This is a genomic window from Burkholderiales bacterium (assembly GCA_015075645.1).
Lineage (GTDB): Bacteria > Pseudomonadota > Gammaproteobacteria > Burkholderiales > Casimicrobiaceae > VBCG01.
On sequence record JABTUF010000007.1, the window covers coordinates 230,526 to 251,647 of the forward strand.

The 21,122-nt window shown below is 64.7% G+C and carries 18 protein-coding genes and 4 pseudogenes; 10 read left to right on the plus strand and 12 right to left on the minus strand.

Annotated features, from left to right (window positions below; genetic code table 11):
- Positions 1-278: 278 nt before the first annotated feature.
- The 11 genes and pseudogenes from HS109_18920 to HS109_18970 form a co-directional block, all read right to left on the minus strand.
- Positions 279-2,542 (minus strand): annotated as a pseudogene (locus tag HS109_18920) (hypothetical protein).
- Positions 2,543-2,733: 191 nt separating this feature from the next.
- On the minus strand, positions 2,734-3,447 hold the full coding sequence (locus HS109_18925; GenBank protein MBE7524436.1) for a DUF4400 domain-containing protein: 714 nt from the start codon (positions 3,445-3,447) through the stop codon (positions 2,734-2,736).
- 4 nt (positions 3,448-3,451) lie between these two features.
- Positions 3,452-4,041, minus strand: a pseudogene (locus HS109_18930) (TraM recognition domain-containing protein).
- Positions 4,026-4,427, minus strand: coding sequence for a hypothetical protein (locus HS109_18935; GenBank protein ID MBE7524437.1), 402 nt, complete (start codon positions 4,425-4,427; stop codon positions 4,026-4,028). Before HS109_18935 ends, HS109_18930 begins: the two are co-directional and overlap by 16 nt.
- Positions 4,408-5,986, minus strand: a pseudogene (locus tag HS109_18940) (IS66 family transposase). The gene HS109_18935 and the pseudogene HS109_18940 overlap by 20 nt, the downstream one beginning before the upstream one ends.
- A gap of 78 nt (positions 5,987-6,064) precedes the next feature.
- A complete protein-coding gene (tnpB, locus tag HS109_18945) occupies positions 6,065-6,412 on the minus strand; it encodes an IS66 family insertion sequence element accessory protein TnpB (GenBank protein MBE7524438.1) in 348 nt (115 codons plus the stop codon).
- Entirely contained in the window at positions 6,409-6,831 is a 423-nt protein-coding gene (locus HS109_18950; protein ID MBE7524439.1) for a transposase, read from the minus strand. The genes tnpB and HS109_18950 overlap by 4 nt, the downstream gene beginning before the upstream one ends.
- A 69-nt stretch (positions 6,832-6,900) precedes the next feature.
- A complete protein-coding gene (locus HS109_18955; protein ID MBE7524440.1) occupies positions 6,901-7,476 on the minus strand; it encodes a hypothetical protein in 576 nt (191 codons plus the stop codon).
- Between the two features lie 668 nt (positions 7,477-8,144).
- On the minus strand, positions 8,145-8,465 hold the full coding sequence (locus tag HS109_18960) for a HigA family addiction module antidote protein (GenBank protein ID MBE7524441.1): 321 nt from the start codon (positions 8,463-8,465) through the stop codon (positions 8,145-8,147).
- A gap of 11 nt (positions 8,466-8,476) precedes the next feature.
- On the minus strand, positions 8,477-8,794 hold the full coding sequence (locus HS109_18965; GenBank protein ID MBE7524442.1) for a type II toxin-antitoxin system RelE/ParE family toxin: 318 nt from the start codon (positions 8,792-8,794) through the stop codon (positions 8,477-8,479).
- A 150-nt stretch (positions 8,795-8,944) separates the two neighbouring features.
- Positions 8,945-9,898, minus strand: a complete 954-nt coding sequence (locus HS109_18970) for a LysR family transcriptional regulator (protein MBE7524443.1) — start codon at positions 9,896-9,898, stop codon at positions 8,945-8,947.
- A 134-nt stretch (positions 9,899-10,032) separates the two neighbouring features.
- On the opposite strand from HS109_18970, the gene HS109_18975 reads away from it, so the two are divergent.
- The 9 genes and pseudogenes from HS109_18975 to HS109_19015 all read left to right on the plus strand — a co-directional run bounded on the left by HS109_18975 (position 10,033) and on the right by HS109_19015 (position 17,073).
- The gene (locus tag HS109_18975; protein MBE7524444.1) at positions 10,033-11,067 is read left to right on the plus strand and encodes an alcohol dehydrogenase catalytic domain-containing protein; all 1,035 of its coding nucleotides are present in this window, start codon (positions 10,033-10,035) and stop codon (positions 11,065-11,067) included.
- Between the two features lie 15 nt (positions 11,068-11,082).
- Positions 11,083-12,069 carry an aldo/keto reductase gene (locus HS109_18980; GenBank protein ID MBE7524445.1) on the plus strand — a complete coding sequence of 329 codons (987 nt, stop codon included), beginning with the start codon at positions 11,083-11,085 and terminating at the stop codon, positions 12,067-12,069.
- A 44-nt stretch (positions 12,070-12,113) separates the two neighbouring features.
- On the plus strand, positions 12,114-12,752 hold the full coding sequence (locus HS109_18985; protein MBE7524446.1) for an NADPH-dependent F420 reductase: 639 nt from the start codon (positions 12,114-12,116) through the stop codon (positions 12,750-12,752).
- A gap of 5 nt (positions 12,753-12,757) precedes the next feature.
- Entirely contained in the window at positions 12,758-13,759 is a 1,002-nt protein-coding gene (locus HS109_18990; GenBank protein MBE7524447.1) for an alpha/beta hydrolase, read from the plus strand.
- Between the two features lie 5 nt (positions 13,760-13,764).
- Complete coding sequence (locus HS109_18995) at positions 13,765-14,919, plus strand: MBL fold metallo-hydrolase (protein MBE7524448.1); 1,155 nt, start codon at positions 13,765-13,767, stop codon at positions 14,917-14,919.
- Positions 14,920-15,067: 148 nt separating this feature from the next.
- The gene (locus tag HS109_19000; GenBank protein MBE7524449.1) at positions 15,068-15,421 is read left to right on the plus strand and encodes a hypothetical protein; all 354 of its coding nucleotides are present in this window, start codon (positions 15,068-15,070) and stop codon (positions 15,419-15,421) included.
- A 10-nt stretch (positions 15,422-15,431) separates the two neighbouring features.
- Positions 15,432-15,518 (plus strand): annotated as a pseudogene (locus tag HS109_19005) (DUF2255 domain-containing protein).
- A gap of 68 nt (positions 15,519-15,586) precedes the next feature.
- Positions 15,587-16,722 (plus strand): IS3 family transposase gene (locus HS109_19010; protein ID MBE7524450.1). Its coding sequence is split into 2 segments (ribosomal slippage): positions 15,587-15,842 and positions 15,842-16,722, totalling 1,137 coding nucleotides; the frame shifts between segments, so codons are not numbered across the junction.
- A 27-nt stretch (positions 16,723-16,749) separates the two neighbouring features.
- On the plus strand, positions 16,750-17,073 hold the full coding sequence (locus tag HS109_19015) for a DUF2255 family protein (protein MBE7524451.1): 324 nt from the start codon (positions 16,750-16,752) through the stop codon (positions 17,071-17,073).
- 300 nt (positions 17,074-17,373) lie between these two features.
- On the opposite strand, the gene HS109_19020 is transcribed toward HS109_19015, so the two are convergent.
- Entirely contained in the window at positions 17,374-19,680 is a 2,307-nt protein-coding gene (locus HS109_19020) for a hypothetical protein (protein ID MBE7524452.1), read from the minus strand.
- 242 nt (positions 19,681-19,922) lie between these two features.
- Here HS109_19020 and HS109_19025 point away from each other — a divergent pair, with 242 nt between their 5' ends.
- Complete coding sequence (locus tag HS109_19025) at positions 19,923-21,092, plus strand: hypothetical protein (GenBank protein ID MBE7524453.1); 1,170 nt, start codon at positions 19,923-19,925, stop codon at positions 21,090-21,092.
- Positions 21,093-21,122 lie beyond the last annotated feature (30 nt).

A 21,122-nucleotide genomic window follows, 5' to 3' on the forward strand; every position in this document is an offset into this window, starting at 1 on the left:
CTTCGGCGACACAACACTAGTTCATTGAATCATTGAAATCGGATGTATTGTCCCCACATGATGGGGTATGGAACGAATCACTTTGAGCGAAGAACATCGGGCGGATTTGCAATCTTTGACGCGCTCGCGCCACGGCAGTGCGGCGGTGGTGCGTCGGGCGCGCTGCATCTTGTTGTGGTCGGCGGGAGAGCGGCGGGTGTGTTTCGGCTGAGGACGATCTTCACGATGCCGTTCCAGCCCATTTCTCGGTCGGCATGGCGCCCGCAAGCCAATATGCGTCAGGTCAGCTGCGCGCCCGCCTCGCGGCAGACGGCATCCACCGCGGTGGCGACCTCATGCAAGAAGGAGTTCCTGTCGGGTGAGGGCGTTACATCGGGCACCGGCGCAGCTCGATCGTAGATTTGCTCGCCGATGATCGCGGCGCGGGCGTAACTCGATCCTCGACCTGACTGATTGAACGCGGACTGCCACTCGGGCATGCGCTCGGCTCGAACACGGCGCGTCGCAAGGTCAAGCGTCTTGACCGACAGCGCATTGGCAATCCTGTCGAAAACTTGCTGCTTGGTGTCGTCGTCCGTGGGCTCGACCGGGTCCCATTTCAGCGGGTTCTGCAAGAGAACATACAGCCGATCCTGCAGCTGCTTGCGCAGATCGGCCACGGGCTTCAGGTTGTCGTACTCATCGCCAAACCCGGGCGTGCTGAGGCGCCTACTCAAAGCCCAGATACGCTTCCAGTGCTCCTTGCCGACCCCCGGCTTGTAGGCGAGGCCGAGGCGCGGCCACCAGGCGTCGTGGAAGCTCTCGGCCGCGTTCTTCACCGCGAGAACAAGGTTCATGCGGTCGTAAACCGGCTGTACCGCAACAGGGGCTGGCTTCTCGACAATCGTGTCGATGGCGCCAAGCAGCGACTTCAACTGGCCCGATCGTCCGCCTGTGCGTCTTCTTCGCGGCATCGAGCGGCTCGTCGATGCCACCAACGAAGAAACAGGCCTCCTTCAGGCGCGAGCGAAGCGCCCTCTCGGCGAAGGGTCCGAGTTCCTCACCGATCGATGCGAGAACGTTTTCGGCAGAGGCCAGCACGTGATGCTCCTTCGCGGCCGCACTTGGCAGGTTGTCGCCCTTGACTTCATCGAAATGCGTGAACACGAGCAGGAGCTTGCTGGCACTGCCGGAAGTAATCATCTCCTTCATGGCCGCGACCGGAGCGGCCTGCATCGGAATCGTCGCGTTGTCTACCAACACGATCGCGTCCGTCGTCTCGATCAGCCGCGTGAGTGAAGTGGAGATGGCTGCGACCGACTTTGGCGTGTGACCAAGGCCCTCGCCATCGAGCAGAACCAGCTTTGGCAGCTGGCCGTCATTCCACGCCGGCACGAAGGCGCCCGATACACGAACGCCGTTGACCAGCGGCGTCAGCAGTCGCCCAAAGCGTGGTGCGTGGTTGCTGGAGAACCGAGTCACCGCCTTGATGAAGGCAGCTCTGTCATCCGTTTCCCGACCATGATTGCGGCCATCCCTGCTTGCTGCGACGAAGCGTTCCCTCTTCCAGCAGCGAAAGCGGAGCTCGATCTCGTCCATGAGCTCGTCGCTGATGCGATGGAACTCGTCATCCTCCCGCAGGCGGCGATCGAGCTCCTCCTCGAACAGCTCATCGACAACTCGCTGATCCTTTTCGTCGATTGCGCCGAGCTCACTCTTCAGTTGATCCCCATGGCGCGCGGCGACGGAGCGCAGTGCAGCCAAGCTCTTGATGAGCAGAGCATTCGTGGCTTCGAGATCGATGGCTTTGTCGGCGGGCTCTCGTCAGCTGGGTCGAACGCGTCTTCACCTTCGTCCTCGTCGTCGTCGGACACAGCCTCCTGCGGGCCATTGCCAAGGACGTAGTTGAAGCGGAACCTTTGATTCACGTGCATGAGCAGCTTGCGGAGCACATCCCCGTCGTCGTCACCGCGATATGCGGCAAGCACGGCTTCGGAAATGCACTCGTTCAAGTGCTCGCGAACCTCGTCGATGGGGAAGAAGGTGACAACGGCCTTGAACGGCCCGGGCGCGAGGACCACTTCGGTCTCATGAACGGTCGTCTTGGCCGTCGACGTCGACGGGAAGCGCTCGGTGACGGGGTCTGTGCCGATCAGCTGTCGGAGCAGCGTGGTCTTCCCTGCGCCGGTGGTGCCGAGCAGGAGAGCGCGCCGGTACCCGATTCCTGAGATGTCGGCAACGGGATGATCGCGTCACGGATGGCGCCGAAGTCGTTTGCCTCGGGCTCCATGCCGTGGAAGAAGATCTCCACGACCCGGCTGTGGAACCGCTTCCCCGCCTCGCTCTTCGCCGAGGCGTTCCAGAAGGTCTCGTCGGCAAGCAGCTGGTTGAGCTGCTCCTTCAAGACATTGGCCTCGGCCTCGTCCGGCGTTCCCAGCCCCATCCGCACTCGCAGCCCCGGCCTGTTGGTGTTCGGGTCAATTCGTGCCGGATGGCGGAAGATCACCGCCCAAGCGCTCCGGCCCTGGGATCGGCTAAGCGTTGCAGTGAAGCGTTTTTCCATGATCTCACCGTTGTTCAGATGTTGTTCGGATATGCTATGGGGCGTGGCCAGCCCTGTCAAGCGAAATCTGAACAACGCCGGAACAACGTGATGCGCTTCGGCATTCCTCCTGAGCGATTGATGCGGCTGGCAACGAGTTGCCCTGCCGCACGGACTCGAGGCTGCTGGCCAACCGCAGTCCCCAGCCCGGCCTACATGTGCTTCTTGTAGTACGCCCACTGCACGCGGGCCAGCCCGCCCAAGAGGACCGCGCCGAGCGGCACGCACAGCTCCCAATTCACCGGCCCGGGCCAGAGCAGCAGGCCGACGCCGCCCAGTCCCAGCACCGCCACCTGCAGGTACTTGGCCCGGTGGTATAGGCCGGCCGACTCGCGCCCCCCGCAAGCTCGGCGGATCGCTCGCTGGGTGAAACCGTCGGCGGCGCCGACGACGTAGAGGAGCAGGAGCAGCGGCGCGAACCGCGCCAGGATCGCCGCGCGCACCCCGAGCAGCTGGGTTCCGACCATCGCCGCCTCGATGCTCTCCCGGTGCGACACGTAGCTGCGCCGCATGACCGTGTCCGGGATCGACAGAGCCGCCCCGTTGGCGAACTGCGTGCCCATGTCGTGGATGCCGGTGGCTTCGAACACGAACGAATAAAGCGCGTTGGCCGGCGCGGTGATGGCGCCGGCGCCGGTACCCTGTCGGGCGGCAAGGGCAACGCCGTGCTCGAGGTCGTGCGCGAGCAGATCACGCAGGCGCTCGATCCCCTGCGGCCAGACCTTGAACACGAACGTCCAGTCGAGAATCCAGGCGCACAGCAGGAGCGCAGCCAAACCCAGCGCCAGCGAGAAGAGCAGCTTCAGCGGACTCAGCAGCACGCCCGCCAGCGCCCCGTCGTGAAACGCCGCGTTCCTAGACGACACTTCGCTACTCCGCCTCGAAGCCAATTTCCGGCTGATTCCACGGTCCGTCGATCCGCGCTCTCAGCGTCTTCCCGATCGCCGCCAGGCTCATTGGCATCAGCGGATCGCTCGCTGCCGAGGGCAGCGGCATGCGGATCTTGTGCAGCTGGCCCCCGTGGATCAGCGCGAAGGCCTCGCCCTTGGGCAGCTGCACGAGATCGGTCGGCTCCAGCATCCGAACCGTCTCCGGCGCGATGCGGTCCTCGTTGCGGCTGGCGAAGTCCGCGAAGTCGATCGGATCGTTGGTGTCGGAGACCGACGACGACACGACGGTCGAGACGACGTGTACCTCGGGCAGCTGGCTGGTCAGCAGCTCGGCCGTGGCCACCTCCTTCACCCGCAGCATGATCAGCGTGTTGAAGTTGCCGGCGATCTGCCCGGCCTTGGCGGGCGAACCAATGCGGGCTTCCACGTCCGACCAGGTCTGCGTGTAGGCCGTCACCTGAAACCCCGCTCGCCCGCCTTGTTGAGCAGCGGGATGAACTCGTCGCCGATCAGCTCGTTGAACTCGTCGGCGTGGATCGCGATCCGCCGCGGCTTCACCTCGCCTGGCAGTCCGCGACCGGTGCCGAACTTGTGTAAGCGTCCGGTGCTGGCATCTCGCCGGCTAGTCGCGGAGGTGTTGCAGAGGGATAGCCGGGTGCTCCCGGCATCCGATCATTGATTCGACGGGGGTTGATCTCGTCGATGCACTCGCCGGTTTCGCTGGCGACGGCGATAGCCTCGTCGAGTCGTTGGAGTAGTTCGAGCAGCGATTCGCCGTGCCGCCGCTGCAGCATCGCCAGGCACTGGTCTTCGTTGGCGGCCGTGGCAGCACAGCGGATCGGGCCGAACCGCCCAATCGTGATGTCGCCGTCGCCGTCGATCAGGAGTTCGATATTCGGGAAGGCGCCAGGCGATACCGCCGGTGGCGACGTACGCTTACGCCGCGAGCCGCTCATCGGCCGCCTGCGTCTGGGCGTAGTTCCACGGCAGCAACTCGGCGAGCCGGTTGCTCGGGTGCTCAGCGATGCACCCCAGCACGAAGCGCAGGTACGCCTCTGGATCGAGCCCGTTCAGCTTGGCCGTCTGCAGCAGGGTATAGAGCACCGCGGCACGCTCGCCACCGGAGTCGGAACCCGCGAACAGGAAGTTCTTACGCGATAGCACCGGCCCACGCAACGCCCGTTCCGCGGCGTTGTTGTCGATCTCGATGGCGCCGTCGCCACAGTAACGGGTCAGCGCCTCCCACCGGTTCAGGGCATAGTTGATCGCCGCGGCGAACTCCGACTTCGCCGATACCTTGGACCGCGTATCGACCAGCCATTGCCGCAGGTCCTTCAGCAACGGCACGGCGTCCGTCTGACGGGCCTCCCGCCGCACCTCGGGCGGCTTGCCTCGGACTCGCTCTTCGATGGCGTAGATCTTCTGGATGCGCGTCAGCGCCTCCTCGGCCAGCGGCGAGCGGGTCGCCACCTGCAGGTCGTAGAACTTGCGCCGCGCATGCGCCCAGCACGCGGCTTCGCGCACCCGGCCCTCGACGTACAGCCCGTCGAAGCCGCTGTAGCCGTCAGCCTGCAGCGTGCCGCGGAAGTCCCCAGGTGCGCCCGCGGGTGCGCCCCTCCCGGGTCGGCGTGTAACGATAGTATGCGGCCGGCGGGTCGGTGCTCGCGGCAGGACGATCGTCCGCACATAAACCCATAGTCGACCGGTCTTGGTCTTGCCTCGTCCGGGATCGAGCACCGGCACCGGCGTGTCGTCGGCGTGGATCTTCGTCGCCGCGATCACGTGGCGACCGACCAGTTCGGCCAGCGGCGTCACCAGGCGGGTAATGCCGGCGATCCAGTCGGCGAGCGTGGAGCGTTCCAGGTCGACGCCTTGCCGGGCGTAGATCTCGGACTGTCGGTACAACGGCAGGTGATCGAGGTACTTCGAGATGGCGACGTGCGCCAGCAGCCCCGGACCGGCGATCCCCTTGTCGATGGGACGCGACGGTGCCGCGGCCTGGACGATGGTCGAGCACTTGCCGCAGGCAAACTTCGGCCGGACGTGGCGGATGACCTTGAAGTGCTCGGGAATGAACTCGAGCTGCTCGGCGACATCCTCTCGATCTGCTTGAGCGTGCCGCCGCAGTCAGGGCAAGTGCAGGCCGACGCATGAACCACCGTCTCGCGCGGCAACGTCGACGGCAGCGGCTTGCGCACGGGCTGCGTGCGCGGCGACGGCGGGGTCGAGGGCTCGGTTGCCGCCGAGCTGGCCGCCAAGCCAGTTTCCACCCCTCGACGATCAACTCCAGTTGCTCAACGCGCGCGTCGTGCTGCTCGGAGCGGCGGCCAAACTGGATTCGACGCAGGCGCGCAATCTGCAGCTTCAGTTTCTCGATCAGCAGCCGCGCCGTCAGCATCTCCGCGCGCTGCGCTTCCAGCTCGGTCAAACGTCGTGCGACCTCGGCGTCGCGTTCGACCAGCAGGCGCTTGAGCGTCGCAACGTCATCGGGAAGTTGATCGATTGCGAGCGCCATGGCCGCGACTGTACCGCAGCGTGCGCGCATGATGCACGCCTCGAACGCATCTCGTACCCAATCGCGATGGCAGTGTTGTTACGCCGCGACGTTCGGTTGCCAGGTGCGTGCCGGACGGCGCCAATCGATGCCTTCGAGCAGCATCGACAGCTGCGCGGCAGACAGATGCACGACACCGCTGGTCGCCTGCGGCCACACGAACCGGCCACGCTCCAGACGCTTCGCGTACAAATTCATGCCGTCGCCGCTCCACCACAGCAACTTGATCAGATCGCCCCGCTTGCCACGGAACACGAACACGTCACCCGAGAACGGCTTCTCGCCGAGGGCCATCTGCACCAAGGCCGCCAGCCCGTCCATGCCCTTGCGCATGTCGGTGACGCCGGCGCCGATCCACACCCGCGTCCCCAACGGCAGTCCGATCAACGTCGTCTCGCCAGGCAGTCCAGTACCGTCCGCAGCAGCGCCGGATCAGCGGCACGGCCGACGCGTATCGTTGCCACCGGAAACATCACTTCGATGCCGTCCTCCGGACGTGCATGCCGATCGCCGGCATTCGCGAGCACCGGCGCCACCGATTCGATCACCGGGAGCAACTGGAACGGCGCCGCCGGCGGTGGCGTTGATACCACCACCGCGACTTCCTGATCGATCGCGCCGAACTTCCCTGCTCGGTACTGGCGGCGCCATTTGAACAGCATGTTGACGTTAATCCGGTGCTCCTGCGCCAGCTTCGCCACCGAGATCCCTGGCAGGCACGCCGCCTGCGCCAACCGCCGCTTGAACTCCAGCGGATGGTTCGGCCGTCCCTTCCGCGATACCCGCTGCAACCCCCCTGTCGCCATTCTGGTCCCCGCTACTCAACTGACGGACACCACTATGGCGTCATCGCCCTTCCCAGCGGAAGACGGTACTCACCGGACGCTTACGAACTTGTAGAGGCTGCCGGCCACGCTGGTGAGGTCGGCGAACATCGAATTGCCCACCGCCGCGGCCACTTCGTAGTCGGACAGCGCGTCGAGCCCGACGTAGACGATGCCGCCCAGGTGGATCACCGAGGTCCAGTCGAACACCGGGCGCCAGTCGGTCGGATCGTCGAGCTCGGGCGAGAGCAGTGAAGCCGTGCGACCGGTCGTGAGCTTCTCCATCAGCGGCAGCAGCGACGCCACCAGCTTGTCGAAGTGGCTCTTCTCGTAGTTGAGCGTCGAGCCCAGCGCGTGCGCGATCGGGTCGTAGAGCTTCTTGCGCCGCGCGTACTCCACCAGGCTGACCGCCCGCGCGCCGCGCGACTGCAGACCCTTGTCGAGGTTCTTCTTGTCGATGGCGAGCGACCGCAGCTCCTCGCGCCAGCCTGAAGCGGCGGGCTCGCGGTCGAGCCAGTACTCGAAGTAGTCGATCAGCAGCGGCTCGACGTCGGAAGCGTAGCGGTTGATCTCCTGGTAGTCGGGCTTGCGCCCGAGCGCCACGAGCGCACGGGCCATCACGTTCACGAAGCGCCAGACGAACTCCTTGAACGCCGCCGACTGTCCTTCCGAGGGCAGCTGACCGGCGATGTCGGTGGCGACCTCCTCAAGACGCCATTGGCCCGCTGGGCATGAAGACGCCCCTTCTGCGGCGCCCTCTCGTCGTTGCGTGGTCAGAAGAAGGATCGGCCACGGCTGAGTGGTCAGGTCGATCTGAAGGTTGGCCCTCCATGCGACCCGACACTCTTCAACGGAATTCCGTACCCCACGAAACAGACCCGAGTGGCAGCCGATTCTCCCGATCGATCTCGACAGACACGTATCGCCCGGAAGAGCCCCCTACTCCCACTCAATCATCAACGGCTCCTGCAAACCGTTGATTCGCTTGGCCGACGCGTCGAACCTCGCTGGCTTTACCGTCAGATGTACCGCCACCTCGAGTGGGATCCCCTCGCGCAGCTTTCACCATCGATCGACATCTATCGGGAAGAGTCGGCGCTTCCACAATACTCAGCTGTCGAGGTCTATCGAGATCTATCGCGTCTTCGCACGCGATTCCTCTAGCGTGAGGCGACTCCTCGCTTGGCGCGAAGTGATCGAGGGGATGCCGGCATCAAAGGCCTTAAGTTGTTGTCGCATCGAGTCTTTGGGACATTTCTTTTACCGTCACGACGCTCCTGCTCGAAAGCGGAAGGTCAGTGCGCATCCGCCGTCTGCTCCGCGGCTTCCTTCCATGGTCTGATCTTCGCGAGCGTCTTCGCGAGGCTCGCCTTCGCGACCTCGGTATCGTAGTCGGCCTGCAGGCGCAGCCACCAGCCATCGGAGAGGCCGAAGAAGCGGCACAGCCGCAGATCGGTGTCGGCCGTGATGGCGCGCTTGCCTCCGACGATCTCGCCGATACGTTGCGCGGGCACGCCGATCTCCTTTGCCAGACGGTAGTTGCTCATGCCCAAGGGCTTGAGAAACTCCTCGGCAAGCATCTCGCCGGGCGACACCGGCTTGAGTTTCCTGGCCATCTCGTCTTGCCTCAGTGATAGTCCACGATCTCGACGTCTTCGGCATCGCTGCCCGTCCAGCGAAAGCAGATGCGGAACTGATCGTTCACCCGCAGGCTCCACTGGCCCTCGCGATCGCCCTTCAGCTGCTCCAACCGGTTCGCCGGCGGCGCGCGCAAGTCCTCGATCCGTTTCGCCAGGTCGAGCTGCTTCAACTTACGCAGCGCCGGGCGCTCGATGTTGGCGAAGCGCGCCACCCGGCGCAACTGAAAGAGCGCTTCGGTGTCGGCACACTTGAACGTCCTGATCGCCACTGGGAAAATAGTATTGCATCGCGTGATTAACGTCAAGCGTGATTATCGATGACCGCACCCGTCGCACACAACTGCACGTTCGCGCCGCGCTTTCGCCGACATGCCTTCGGCTGGCGCTCGCAGCCCGCCGTGCGGCGAGTTTGGGAAGCTGCGGCCGAGATCCAGAAGGTCGGCTGATCGGCAACCTCATGCCGCGTAGCCCCGAAGCGCCTTCAACGGTACATGCAGCTCCGCACACTTCGAGAATGTGTCGAGCAGATACTCGACGGTTACGCGCACTCTCGGCGCGACCAGCGCTCGATGCGGATACTGCAGGGTCATCTCGTAGCTGCCTGGATGGTGCGCGTCCAGCAGCAACACCTTCAGCCCACCGGTGCGCAGATGCTTCCAGGCGTGGTGTAGGCCCACCTCTGCGATGCCCGCACCCTCCACGGCTGCCTGCGTGAGCGCTTCCGGGGACGACAGGGTCAGCACCGCACCCTCCGTGTCCATCGTGGAAATGCTGCCGTCCTGAGCCCGAAAGTTCCAAGGTGAGACACGGCCACCCAGGAAGCGCCGTGTGAGCAGCCGATGCCGGGCCAGGTCCCCTGAAGTGCGTGGCACGCCTGCGTCGGCAAGATAAGCAGGCGAAGCGACCAGCACCAGACGGAACTGGCAGATCGGCCGCGATACGAGGGATGAGTCGATGATGCGCCCGCCGCGCAGCGCCAGATCGTACCGATCGTGCACGAGGTCGACCATGCGATCGTCGAAGTCCACCTCGACCACCAAGCCGGGATAGCGTGCCAGCAGCCCGGGCAGCGCAGGGGTCAGCTGCTCGCGACCGAAGCCCACGCTCGTCGAGATGCGCACGCGTCCGGCCGGAGCGGCCCGATGGGCCGTCACGGCATCGGCGGCTTGGTCCAGCGCCTCCAGCGCGATACGAGCCTGACGCAGAAAGGCCGCGCCCTCTTCCGTCAGGTTCAACGTGCGCGTGGTGCGATTCATCAGGCGCACTCCCAGAGACTTCTCGAGCCCCGCGACGTTCTTGCTGACGGCGGCCGCCGAAATGCCGAGGGCGCGCGCGGCTGCTGAGAAGCTGCCCGCGTCGGCCGCCTGAACGAACGACAGGATGCCGCGAACTCGCTGTGAAGAATCCATCGTGGCGGGGCCTCGACAGTTGGAATCAAGCGCCCCGATTTTCAACCCAACGTTCAAGAACAATCAACCACTGACCCACTTCTCGTTGCGAATCACGTTGCCCAGAATGCCGTCATCACACGGAGATTGATGCAATGAAAGCAACGATCATGTTCGGCGCCAAGGAGGTTCGGGTTCAGAACGTTCCCGACGCCACGCTCGTTCAACCGACCGATGCCCTGGTGCGCGTCACCCGTTCCTGTATTTGCGGCAGCGACTTATGGCCCTATCGCGAGCCCGAGCGAAACGAGGCGGGGCAGCGCATCGGCCACGAAGCGATCGGTGTCGTCGAGGCCGTCGGCCGCGACGTGCACAAGGTGAAGGTGGGCGACCTGGTGATCATGCCCTTCGCCTACTCCGACGGTACCTGCGAGTTCTGCGGCGAGGGGCTGCATACGGCCTGCCGGCACGGCGGCTTCTTCGGCGTGGGCGAGGTCGCCGGCGCCCAGGCGGAGGCCGTACGCGTTCCGCTGGCGGACGGCACGCTCTACCCGCTGCCGGGCGGCGCGGATAGAACCCTGCTCGCCTCGCTGCTGACCCTATCCGACGTCATGGGCACCGGACACCATGCCGCCCGCGTGGCGCGCGTCGGCCCCGGCAAGCGTGTCGCCGTCATCGGCGGTGGCGCGGTCGGCCTGTGCGGCGTCCTGGCGGCCAAGCGGCTCGGTGCAGCGCAGATCATCCTGCTCGATCGTCATCCGGAGCGAATCGCGTTGGCACGCGAATTCGGCGCCACCGACGTGGTGACCGAGCGCGGCAAGGAGGCCATCGAGCGCGTGCTGGCGCTGACCGGCGGCACCGGCGTGCACTCGGTGCTCGAATGCGTCGGCACCGACGACGCGATGCTCACCAGCATCGAGGTGGCCCGGCCCGGGGGCGCCGTGGGCCGGGTGGGTGTTCCCCACTACGCGGCGATTCCGGCATCGAACTCGGCATTCTTCAAGAACGTCATCGTCGGCGGCGGGCCTGCGCCCGCGCGCGCCTACATCGACGAGCTGCTGCCCGACGTGCTCGAAGGCCGTATCGAGCCCGGCCGCGTGTTCGACCGCGTGATCGGCATCGACGAGGTGCCCGACGGCTACCGCCTGATGGACGAGCGCCGTGCCATCAAGGTGATGATCGAGTTCTGAACCAAAGGTGGATCGATGAAGTACACACATCTCGGCCGCACCGGACTTCAAGTCAGTCGTGTGGCGCTCGGCACCATGAATTTCGGGGAACTGACGGGGGAAGCCGCCAGCTACGAGATCATGGACACGGCCCTCGAGGCCGGCATCAACCTTTTCGATACTGCGGATGTCTATGGGGGACCGCAGTCTCCAGACATGGAGAAAGGCTTCGGGACCTCCGAGGAGATCATCGGTCGGTGGCTCGCCCAGGGTGGCCGTCGCGACCGAATCGTCCTGGCAACCAAGCTGTACCAGCCGATGGGCACCGGTCCGAACGATCGCCGCCTGTCCGCCTATCACATCCGAAGGGCTTGCGAGGCCAGCCTGCGGCGGCTGCAGACCGACCACATCGATCTCTATCAGATGCACCACGTCGATCGACGAACCCCGTGGGAAGAGATCTGGCAGGCGATGGAGCAGCTGGTTCGCGAGGGCAAGGTGACGTATGTCGGAAGCAGCAACTTCGCCGGTTGGGACATCGCCACTGCGCAGAGCGTGGCCAGGTCGCGCAACTTCCTTGGCCTGGCGTCGGAGCAGAGCCTCTACAACCTCAGCGCTCGCACCATCGAGCTCGAGGTCATCCCGGCGCTGCGGTATTACGGTATCGGCCTCCTGCCCTGGAGCCCGATCGGCATGGGGCTCCTGAGCGGCGTGCTTCGCAAGGCAAGCGAAGGGCGCAAGGCCACGCCATTGCTGCAGATGCGGATCGAGCAGCATCGCGCACAACTCGAGAAGTACGAGGCGCTCTGCCTGCAGCTGGGTGAGGAACCTGCCGACGTCGCGCTGGCTTGGCTGCTGCACAACCCTGCTGTCACGGCTCCGATCGTCGGGCCGCGCACGGCGGAGCAGCTCACCCGAAGTCTGCATGCATTGGAGGTCTCTCTCGCGGACGAGACGCTCCAGCGGCTTGACGAAATCTGGCCTGGACCCGGCGGGGAAGCGCCACAGGCATACGCCTGGTAGGACGTCGTACCCACGACGGCGCAGGTCGCGATGAAGGAGATGAAATGAAAGTGGGAATTCTCGGATCAAGCGATGTCGCCAAGTCGCTCGCTCGTGGCTTCCTGAAGGAAGGTCACGAGGTCATGTTGGGCTCGCGGGAGCCGGGAAAGCTGGCGCCCTGGGTGCGCGAGACAGGCAAAGGCGCATCCAGCGGAACGTTTGCCGACACGGCCAAGTTTGGCGAACTCGTCGTGCTCGCAGTCCAGGGCACCAAGTCCGTGGAGGCGATCAGGGCGGCGGGAGTGGACAGTTTCAAAGGCAAGGTCGTCATCGACGCCACGAATCCCCTGGACATCACCGCGGGAGCTCCGCCCAGACTCGTTGGCGGGCTCGGCACTTCCGGCGGCGAGATCATCCAAGAGGCTTTGCCCGGGGCGTTTGTCGTCAAGGGCTTCAATACCGTGGGGAACGCGCACTTCTACAAGCCGCAGTTTGCGGGCGGCCCGCCGGACATGTTCGTTTGCGGCGACGATGAAGAAGCGAAGGAGCAGGTCTCGCGCATCTGCAGGGACTTCGGCTGGAATCCCATCGACATCGGCGGCATCGCCCTCGCGCACTACCTCGAAGCGACTGCCATGGTCTGGATCATCACTGCCTTCACGGGCGGTCATTGGAATCAGGCGTTCAAGCTGTTGAGAAGGTGACCGACATGAAGATGCTGATGCTCTTGGCACTCGCTGTGATCGGGGTCGCTTCGATCGCAAACGCCGAAACGACGCTGGATCACTCCAAGGTCATCCCGCCGCAACAAGCGACATTTGCCGAGTTTCCGGAAAGCCGGTCGTTCACGAGCGGCATCAAAGTCGTCCAGGCGGATCTCTCCGACCCGGCGGTCGCGTCGATTCTCAATGTCGAATACGCGAAGAAGTCAGGCATGCCGTTGCATGTCCACATCCTGACGCCGTGGCCGTTCGACGACGGAGCGGCGGACAGGAAGTTGCCCTTGATCGTGTTCGTTCAGGGCTCGGCCTGGTTGAAGCAGGAGATGTACAACCTGCCTCAGCTGGCGCAAATGGTTAAGCGGGGATACATCGTCGCGATCGTCGAGTACCGGCCGTCTGCCGTCGCCGCCTTTCCGGCGCAGATCACAGATACCAAATCGGCGATTCGCTTCCTGAAGAAGAATGCGGACAAGTACAACATCGACGCCTCGAAGATCGTCCTATGGGGTGATTCATCGGGCGGCCATACCGCGCTGATGATCGCGGTGACTCTCGACGCGAACCAGTACGACGACGAGGGACAGGACAAGGACCCGATCGCGCTGAAGGCGGTGGTTGATTACTACGGGCCCACCGACATCAGCAAGATGAACAAGGAGCCTTCGACCTGGGACCACATGTCGGCCAAGAGCCCGGAGGGTCTCTTCATCGACGGTGTCGACGTGCTGGACAACCCTGAAAAGGTCAAACCCACGATACCCATGGGATATCTCGCCAGGGACCGCCGTCTTCCGCCAATGCTCATCGTTCACGGCAGCAAGGACCGTCTCGTCCCCTTCGGTCAGAGCGTCATGATGTACGACGCTCTGAAGAAGCTCGACAAGGAAGCCGTGATGGTTCAGCTGAAAGGCGCAGACCATGGTGGAACACCGTTCTGGAGCAGGGACATGCTGAACCTGGTCGATGACTTCATTCGAAGGCACCTTTGAAAGCGATGCGCAGATGGCGGTGGAGGATGGCGCTCGGTCTGTCGATGCTCGTCGCGGCCATGGCCCTGGGTTCGTGCGCCTACCTGCAGCACCCGAAGTTCGGGAAGCTTCCTGAAGGTGAGCGCCAGGCGAGGATCGAGCAGTCGCCGAACTTCGAGAATGGCGAGTTCCGCAACCTGGTCGCCACGCCCATGTTCGCGGACGACCGCGGCTTTGCTTCGGTCCTCGTCAGCAATCTGCTGAGCCGAGCGGAGCGCCTGCAGCCAGACGCGCCCCTGCCGTCGGTGAAGACGGACCTCATGGCGCTGGATGGCGGCAGCGACACGGTGATCTGGCTCGGCCACTCGACCTACTTCGTGCAAATCGGCGGCAAGAAGATCCTGATCGATCCGGTCTTCAGTCGCTCGGCTGCACCGGTCTCGTTCTCGACGCAAGCCTTCGACGGGACCTCGCTTTACACGGCCAACGACATGCCGGAGATCGACTACCTGCTCATCACCCACGATCACTGGGACCACCTGGATCATGCGACAGTGACTGCCCTGGAACCCAAGGTGAGAAAGGTCGTCACCGGGCTTGGCGTCGGCGCCTACTTCGAACACTGGGGCTACACGAGAGCGAAGATCGACGAGGCCGACTGGTTCGCCAGTCTGGAGGTGGACGACGGCCTCGCCATTCATGTGCTGCCGGCCCGTCATTACTCGGGACGCCTGCTGACCCGGAACCGGACCCTGTGGATCGGCTTCGTGTTGGAGCACGGCGGCCGGCGAATCCTGTTCAGTGGCGATACTGGCTATGGGCCGCACTTCGCCACCATCGCCCGACGGTTCTCCGGATTCGACCTCGTCGCGCTGGACATGGGCCAATACGACGCGCGCTGGCCGTACATCCATATGACTCCGGAAGAGGCCGCGAAAGCTGCAGAGGACCTGGGCGCCAGGGCTCTGCTTCCCGCGCATGTCGGCAGGTTCAGTATCGCCCGGCACGCGTGGGACGAGCCGTTCGAGCGCATCGCGGCGGCGAGCGACGGCAAGGGCTTCCGGCTGCTGACCCCGATGATCGGCGAGCCTATTCACCTCGCGGACACGCAGCAGCGCTTCGCCCACTGGTGGCGAGACGACGTTCCGATCGCTTCGACCCGATCGAACGGAACGCAGTAGGAGACCCCGCATGCGCACGTCCGCTGTACTCGTCGCCGTTTCGCTTGCGTTCGCTCTGCCGTTGTTCGCGCAGGCTGCTGAAGATCGAGGCCAAGGAGAGAAAGCAGTGGCAGGTTCGTCCGCTATGTCACGCAACGAGGCAAGCACCATGAAGATCCGCCTGAAGATCGAAGGCAAGGTCATGACGGCGACCTTGCTCGACACCGCAACTGCACGCGACTTCGTCTCGCTGCTGCCGCTGACGCTGACGCTGGAGGACTACGCGTCCACCGAGAAGATCGCGTACCTGCCGAAAAAGCTCTCGACCGCCGGCGCGCCCGCAGGCGTCGATCCCGACGTGGGCGACATCACCTGCTACGCGCCTTGGGGAAACCTGGCGATCTTCCATCGCGACTTCGGCTACTCCACCGGGCTCGTGAAACTGGGCCGCCTCGATAGCGGCATCGAGGCGCTTGCCGCGCGCGGCGCGCTCAAGGTCACGATCGAGTCGATCGAGAAGTGAGGGACACGCAGTGAACTGGTCCGCCGAAGAGCTCCGCCGGATCGTCGAGGCCGACGACCTGAAGATTGCTCCTTTCCGGGACGATGGGGTGACCTACTGACCTGCTCCCCACTGGCCGTACCAAGGTAAAGGAAGTGAAGTCCGCTCATCAGGAGAATGGCGGACATGAGGAAGAGCAAGTTCAGCGAGGAACAGATCATCGGGTTTCTCAAGCAGGCCGAGGCCGGTATGCCGGTGGCCGAGATCTGCCGCAAGGGCGGCTTCAGCGACGCGACGTTCTACAAGTGGCGCTCGAAGTTCGGCGGCATGGAGGCGTCGGACGCGCGGCGCCTGCGTGAGCTCGAGGCGGAGAACGCCAAGCTCAAGAAGCTGCTGGCGGAGGCGCACCTGGACATGCACGCGCTCAAGAGCGTCCTCGGGGTAAAGCGCTAGCCCCACAGGTTAAGCGCGAGGCGATCGCCAGGATGGTCGAGGAGCACCACCTGTCCGAGCGCCGAGCGTGCCGTCTTGTGGGGCTCTCCCGCGACAGCTATCGCCACCCGCCCGAGGCCGACGCCGCCACGCGCGAGCTGGCCGGTCGGATCGTTGAGATCGCCCATGCGCGCCGGCGCTTCGGCTACCGGCGCATCCATGACCTGCTGCGCCCGCAGTTCCCGGGCGTCAACCACAAGCGCGTGTGGCGCCTGTACAGCGCCGCGAACCTGGCCGTGCGCAAGCGCAAGAAGATGCGCCGCCCGCCGGCCGAGCGCGTGCCACTGCAGGTCGCCAGCACCGTCAACGACGTCTGGAGCATGGATTTCGTCAGCGACAGCCTGTCCAGCGGCCGGCGCCTGAAGTGCTTGACCGTGGCTGACGACTTCAGCCACGAGTGCGTCGACATCACGGTCGACTACGGCATCTCGGGCGAGTACGTCACCAGGCTGCTCGACCGTGCGGCTGTGTTCCGCGGCTACCCGGCGGCGGTTAGAACCGACAACGGGCCGGAGTTCACCAGCCGGGCCTTCATCGCATGGACACAGCGCCATCACATCCGGCACCTGCTCATCGAGCCGGGCAAGCCGATGCAGAACGGCTACATCGAGAGCTTCAATGGCAAGTTCCGAGACGAGTGCCTCAACGAGCACTGGTTCCAGACGCTGCAGCAGGCCCGCGACGCCATCGCCCACTGGCGGCGCGACTACAACGAGGTCAGGCCGCACAGCAGCATCGGGCGCATGCCGCCAGCTCGCTTCGCCGAGCAGCACCGCCGGCATGCCGGCGGTGCTGCCAACCAAACCCCAGCAGCCAACGAGATCACGTAACCTTCAACCCGGACTCCTTCCGAATCATTGGCATGGCGGAAGGGGGCAGGTCACTACGGCACCCCGACGTGGATCTGGTGCGTGGCCGTGGACGGAGAGCTTTACGTGCGCGCCTACAACGGGCCGAAGTCACGTTGGTATCAAGCGGCGGTTCGGCAGCGCGCGGGCCGAATCATCGCGGCGGGGATGACGAAGGATGTGACCTTCGAGCCGGTGGACGGACCGATCAACGAGCAGATCGATCAGGCCTACAGAGCGAAGTACGGCGCTAGTCCGTACCTCAGGCCGATGATCAGCGCGCCCGCGCGCTCGGCGACAATCAAAGTCGTAGTGACGGACGCATCGAAGTGAACACGTCGGCGTTGCGCGTCGGACTCGGCGGCTACGCCGAAGAAAACCTTGTCGGATTGCCGTCATAAGCGGCGTCGCGGCCGTCCATCGTTTCCGGCCGCTTCGGGACCCCTGCTCCCACTCAATCAACTCTTTGTCGCATCGATTCTTTTTGGCAATAGTTTTACCGTCACAGCGCTGCCGCTCTAACGCAACACCGCTGGTCCATACGATCAGCGTTCAGGTTGCCACGCACCGCGAGGCCAATGCAACGTCCGCCCGTGTAGGAGCACCGCCACGATTGTCTCTCCTCTCTAGACGCTACTTGCGGGACGCAACGTCCGCGCGGTCGGTCGACCGCAGAGTGGGACCACGCGTTGCGGCCTGCAATTCCCAAACAGCCTCAGTCTCGATCACGTCGACGAAGCGCTCGGCACTGAAGCCGTCGGGGTACAGACTCCAGCCGGACTCGCTTGCATCTGCTTCAGGCGCCTCGTCGACGGCGTAGTTCCCGGCGAGCAGTCCTCCTGGATCGTTCAGCAGGTGACGATCATCGCGAAGCGCGATGATCAGCTCTTCGACGGAGACCTTTAGGAAGCCGCCAAACCGCTGGTGGTCGCATTCGATGCATGTGTCGGCGATCCACACGTGTTGCTGAGTCGGAATCAGGCCCTCGCCCCAACCCAGCATCGTGCGAAACCCAGGATCGGAGGCGATGGCCAGCGACACCGCGTCTGCCTTGCGCCGAAGCTGCTGACCGGCCTTGCGAAGCGTGGTGGTGGCGTGCAGCCACGCCTCCCGCTGAGATCGCCGCATGAACGTCGACTTCACCTCGATCACGAACAGATGCCCGTCAAGGGCGGCGATCAGATCCACCTCGCCGGCGTCCTCCACGTCGCGCGGCGGAACCCAGTTCAGCAGCGTCATGAATCCGCGCCTCTCGAGCAGCCCTGCGAGCCCTGCTTCGATCCGTTGCGCCTCGTCCCGAGCCTGTCCGCGGCGAGCGCCGAGCCGCCTCAGGTTGTTGATCGCGGCCGTGCTGTTGTTCTGCACGCCGACCACCCACGGCAGCTGCAGCAGCGTCGGCCCGAACTTGAGGACCGGCCGCTCGAACAGCTGGGGTTGGAGGCCGGGCTCTTTGCGCTGCAGCCGCTCCGCCGTCGCGACCATGTCGTAGGTCCAGAAATCCAGGATCGCGGAGGCCATCCTCGGATTGCCAGCGGGCTCCGACTTCGTGACGGTCCACCCGGTGATGTTGGACACCTTCGAGTCCCGGCTCGACCACGTGAGCGGCAGTCGGTTCTGGAGCCCGTCGCGCAGGCCGTCCATGGTCAGACGCTGCAGCGCGGCGACCCAGTCCCCCGATGCATCAACGCGCTCTGCAAAGGCAGCCAGGAAGTCCTGCTGGAAGAAAACCGACATCAGGTTGAGCGACAGCAGCGCTCGGAAAAGATCGACGGCGTCTCCGGATTCGGAAGCGACTTGGTCTGCGACACCGTACGCCTCACGCAAGCGAAGCTGCGCTTGGAGAGCCCGCAGCCAGGCCAGTCGGTTGGCCTCGGCGTTTTCCGGTCGACCGATACTCCAATGGGCCGGATCCGCGGCGACCTGCTCGACGTAAGTCTCAAGGGCACGGTGGAACCAGTATCCATGTAGGCGACCGAGCTTCAGCCCGTCTCGTTGCCATGCCGCCCTTGCCACCGGATCCACTTCGACGATCTCGAGCCGATTGCCCCGCCGCTCGAACCGAATGCTGTCGTCGTAGCTGAACGCGTCGGCGGACCTGGAGATGAACTCGTTCAACTCGATCTGCATGTCCATCAGCGCGTGAAAGACGTGCAGATTCCGAAGGGCTTCGCCCGCGCTCGACGTGCCGGACTCGAAGAGGACCGGTCGAAGATGCCGCGCGATCGACCTCCCGATGCTGTCGTCCGTCAGCTTCAGGGATGAGGTGCTGGCCTCTGCGAGCTTCCACGCGAGCAGATCGCTGAGTGCATCCCAGGCGAGCTCGAGATCAACTCTCGAAGGCGGTGCAAGCGCCTTTACCTTGAAGTCCCTTGGAACCAGAACCTCGAAGGCGTAGAGGCTCGCGTAGAGCAAGAGATCGACGACCGACAAGGCAGCCAGCTGCACCTTCTGTGCTTCCAGCGCCGCCACCCGCTCGCCGTGCGCCCCGGTAAACACATCGAGCACTCGGCACAACTCGGCGACTGCTTCGCTTTCGGACCCGGCCTGGTCCAGCTCGACTCGTCGTGGCGAATGCGGGCTCAGGACGAGCCCGGAGCGCCTGACCGCTCGGATCAACGCCTCGGGCGCCTCGCGCGCGACCCGCGTCACCAATCCATCGGCAGCTACAGCCTCCTGACCGAAGTACCGCGCCAGGGCGAGCGACATCGCCTCGCGGGGCCACGCGTCGGGCGGGCAGCCCTTCACAACCTCGCTGGCCCAGAAGAGGCTGTCGCGCTCCTTCTTCGTGAGCTTCTTCTTGCCGATGGGTAGCGGCTTTCCATCGAGGTATGAGCCGGCCACCCGCTCAATGACGGTCGGCAGCGGGACGCCGTCGCCGATCAAGCGAGAGAAGAGGTCGTCGTAGTAGTTCGTCACCGCCATGCCGTTGCGCGCATTCATGAAGCCGCGGAGCCAGAGATCAAAGTGCTGCAACCTGATCGACCAGCACCTGTTCCGCCGCCTGCGCGGGAAGCATGGTCAACGCCAAGGCTCACTGAGCAGAAAGCATTGGCACTCTGCTGAATCTTCAGCCTATTGGCAATATTTGCTGAACAGCAAATCTACGAATAGTCGGAGGCCGACTCCGTCACCGGCCTCCGATCCGAGCCAGGAGACATGCTATGCGACGTCGAGGCACACCTGTGAGCCGGGAGGCGCTGTACGAAGAGGTCTGGACCGATGCGGTGACAGTCGTCGCACCTCGTTATGGCCTATCGGACGTGGGCCTGGTCAAGATCTGCAAGAAGCTCGGCATTCCGGTGCCGCCGCGGGGCTACTGGGCGAAGGTCAAGGCTGGCCGACCCGCTCGAAAGGTGCCGTTGCCCGCCCTCCCCGCCGGCGCGCGCGGCCTCACCGGGCCGATACCGCTGACCGAACAGGAGGCGGCCACGCACGCGCGCGTCCGTGACGCCCTCCAGCAGACCCGGGAAAGCCAGCCGAGCGTCAGCGTGCCCGACGAACTCGTCGACCCGCACCCGCTGGTGCGGGCGGCGGCGGCACGCCTGAAGCGGCGCGACGGCTGGGATCACCCGGCGGGCGTGCGAAGCGCGCCGAAGGAAGTGCTCGACCTGCAGGTCACGAGGAATACGCTCGACCGCGCCCTGCGACTGATGGACACGCTGCTGAAGTCGCTCGAGCCCAGCGGCTTCACGGCGCGAGTTGACGAGGAGAAGGGGCAGACCCTGCTGGTCGGCGGCGGCACGACCCTGACGATCTCGATCATCGAACAGGTCACGCGAACCAGCCACACGCCAACCCGCGCGGAGGTGCGGGCACGCGACCGGTACTACAACTCCTTCCGCGTGGGTGACCGGGGAGAGTATCCGACCATCCCGCAGTTCGATTGGCACCCCACCGGACGGCTGACGCTCACGGTGGGATCGTGGCCGTCACGGAAGTGGAACGACACGGAACGCAGCTTCATCGACTCACGCTTGAGCGGAATCGTTGCCGCCATCGTCGGCCTGGCCGAAGCGAAGCGCGCGAAAGAGGAGGAAGAAGAACGCCGCCGGCGAACCTACGAGGAAGCGCGCGCCCGATACGAAGCGCAGGTGCGCGCGCGCAACGAAGAGCGTCGTCAGCTGCGCTCCCTGTTCCGCGACGCAAGCCGGCTGCAGCGCGCGATGCGCTTGCGCGAGTTCATCGCCGCCGTTGAGGACCGTGCACGGAACGATGGGGAGCTCTCCCCCGAGAGGAAGCAGTGGATCGAGTGGGCCAGAGCGAAGGCGGACTGGCTCGATCCGCTCGTTCGACGAAGCGATCCGATCTTGGATGCGCCGGAGCCCGAGGCTCCGAGTTACTGGCAATACTGAGCCCGGTCGGATCTCCGATCTGCTACCGGC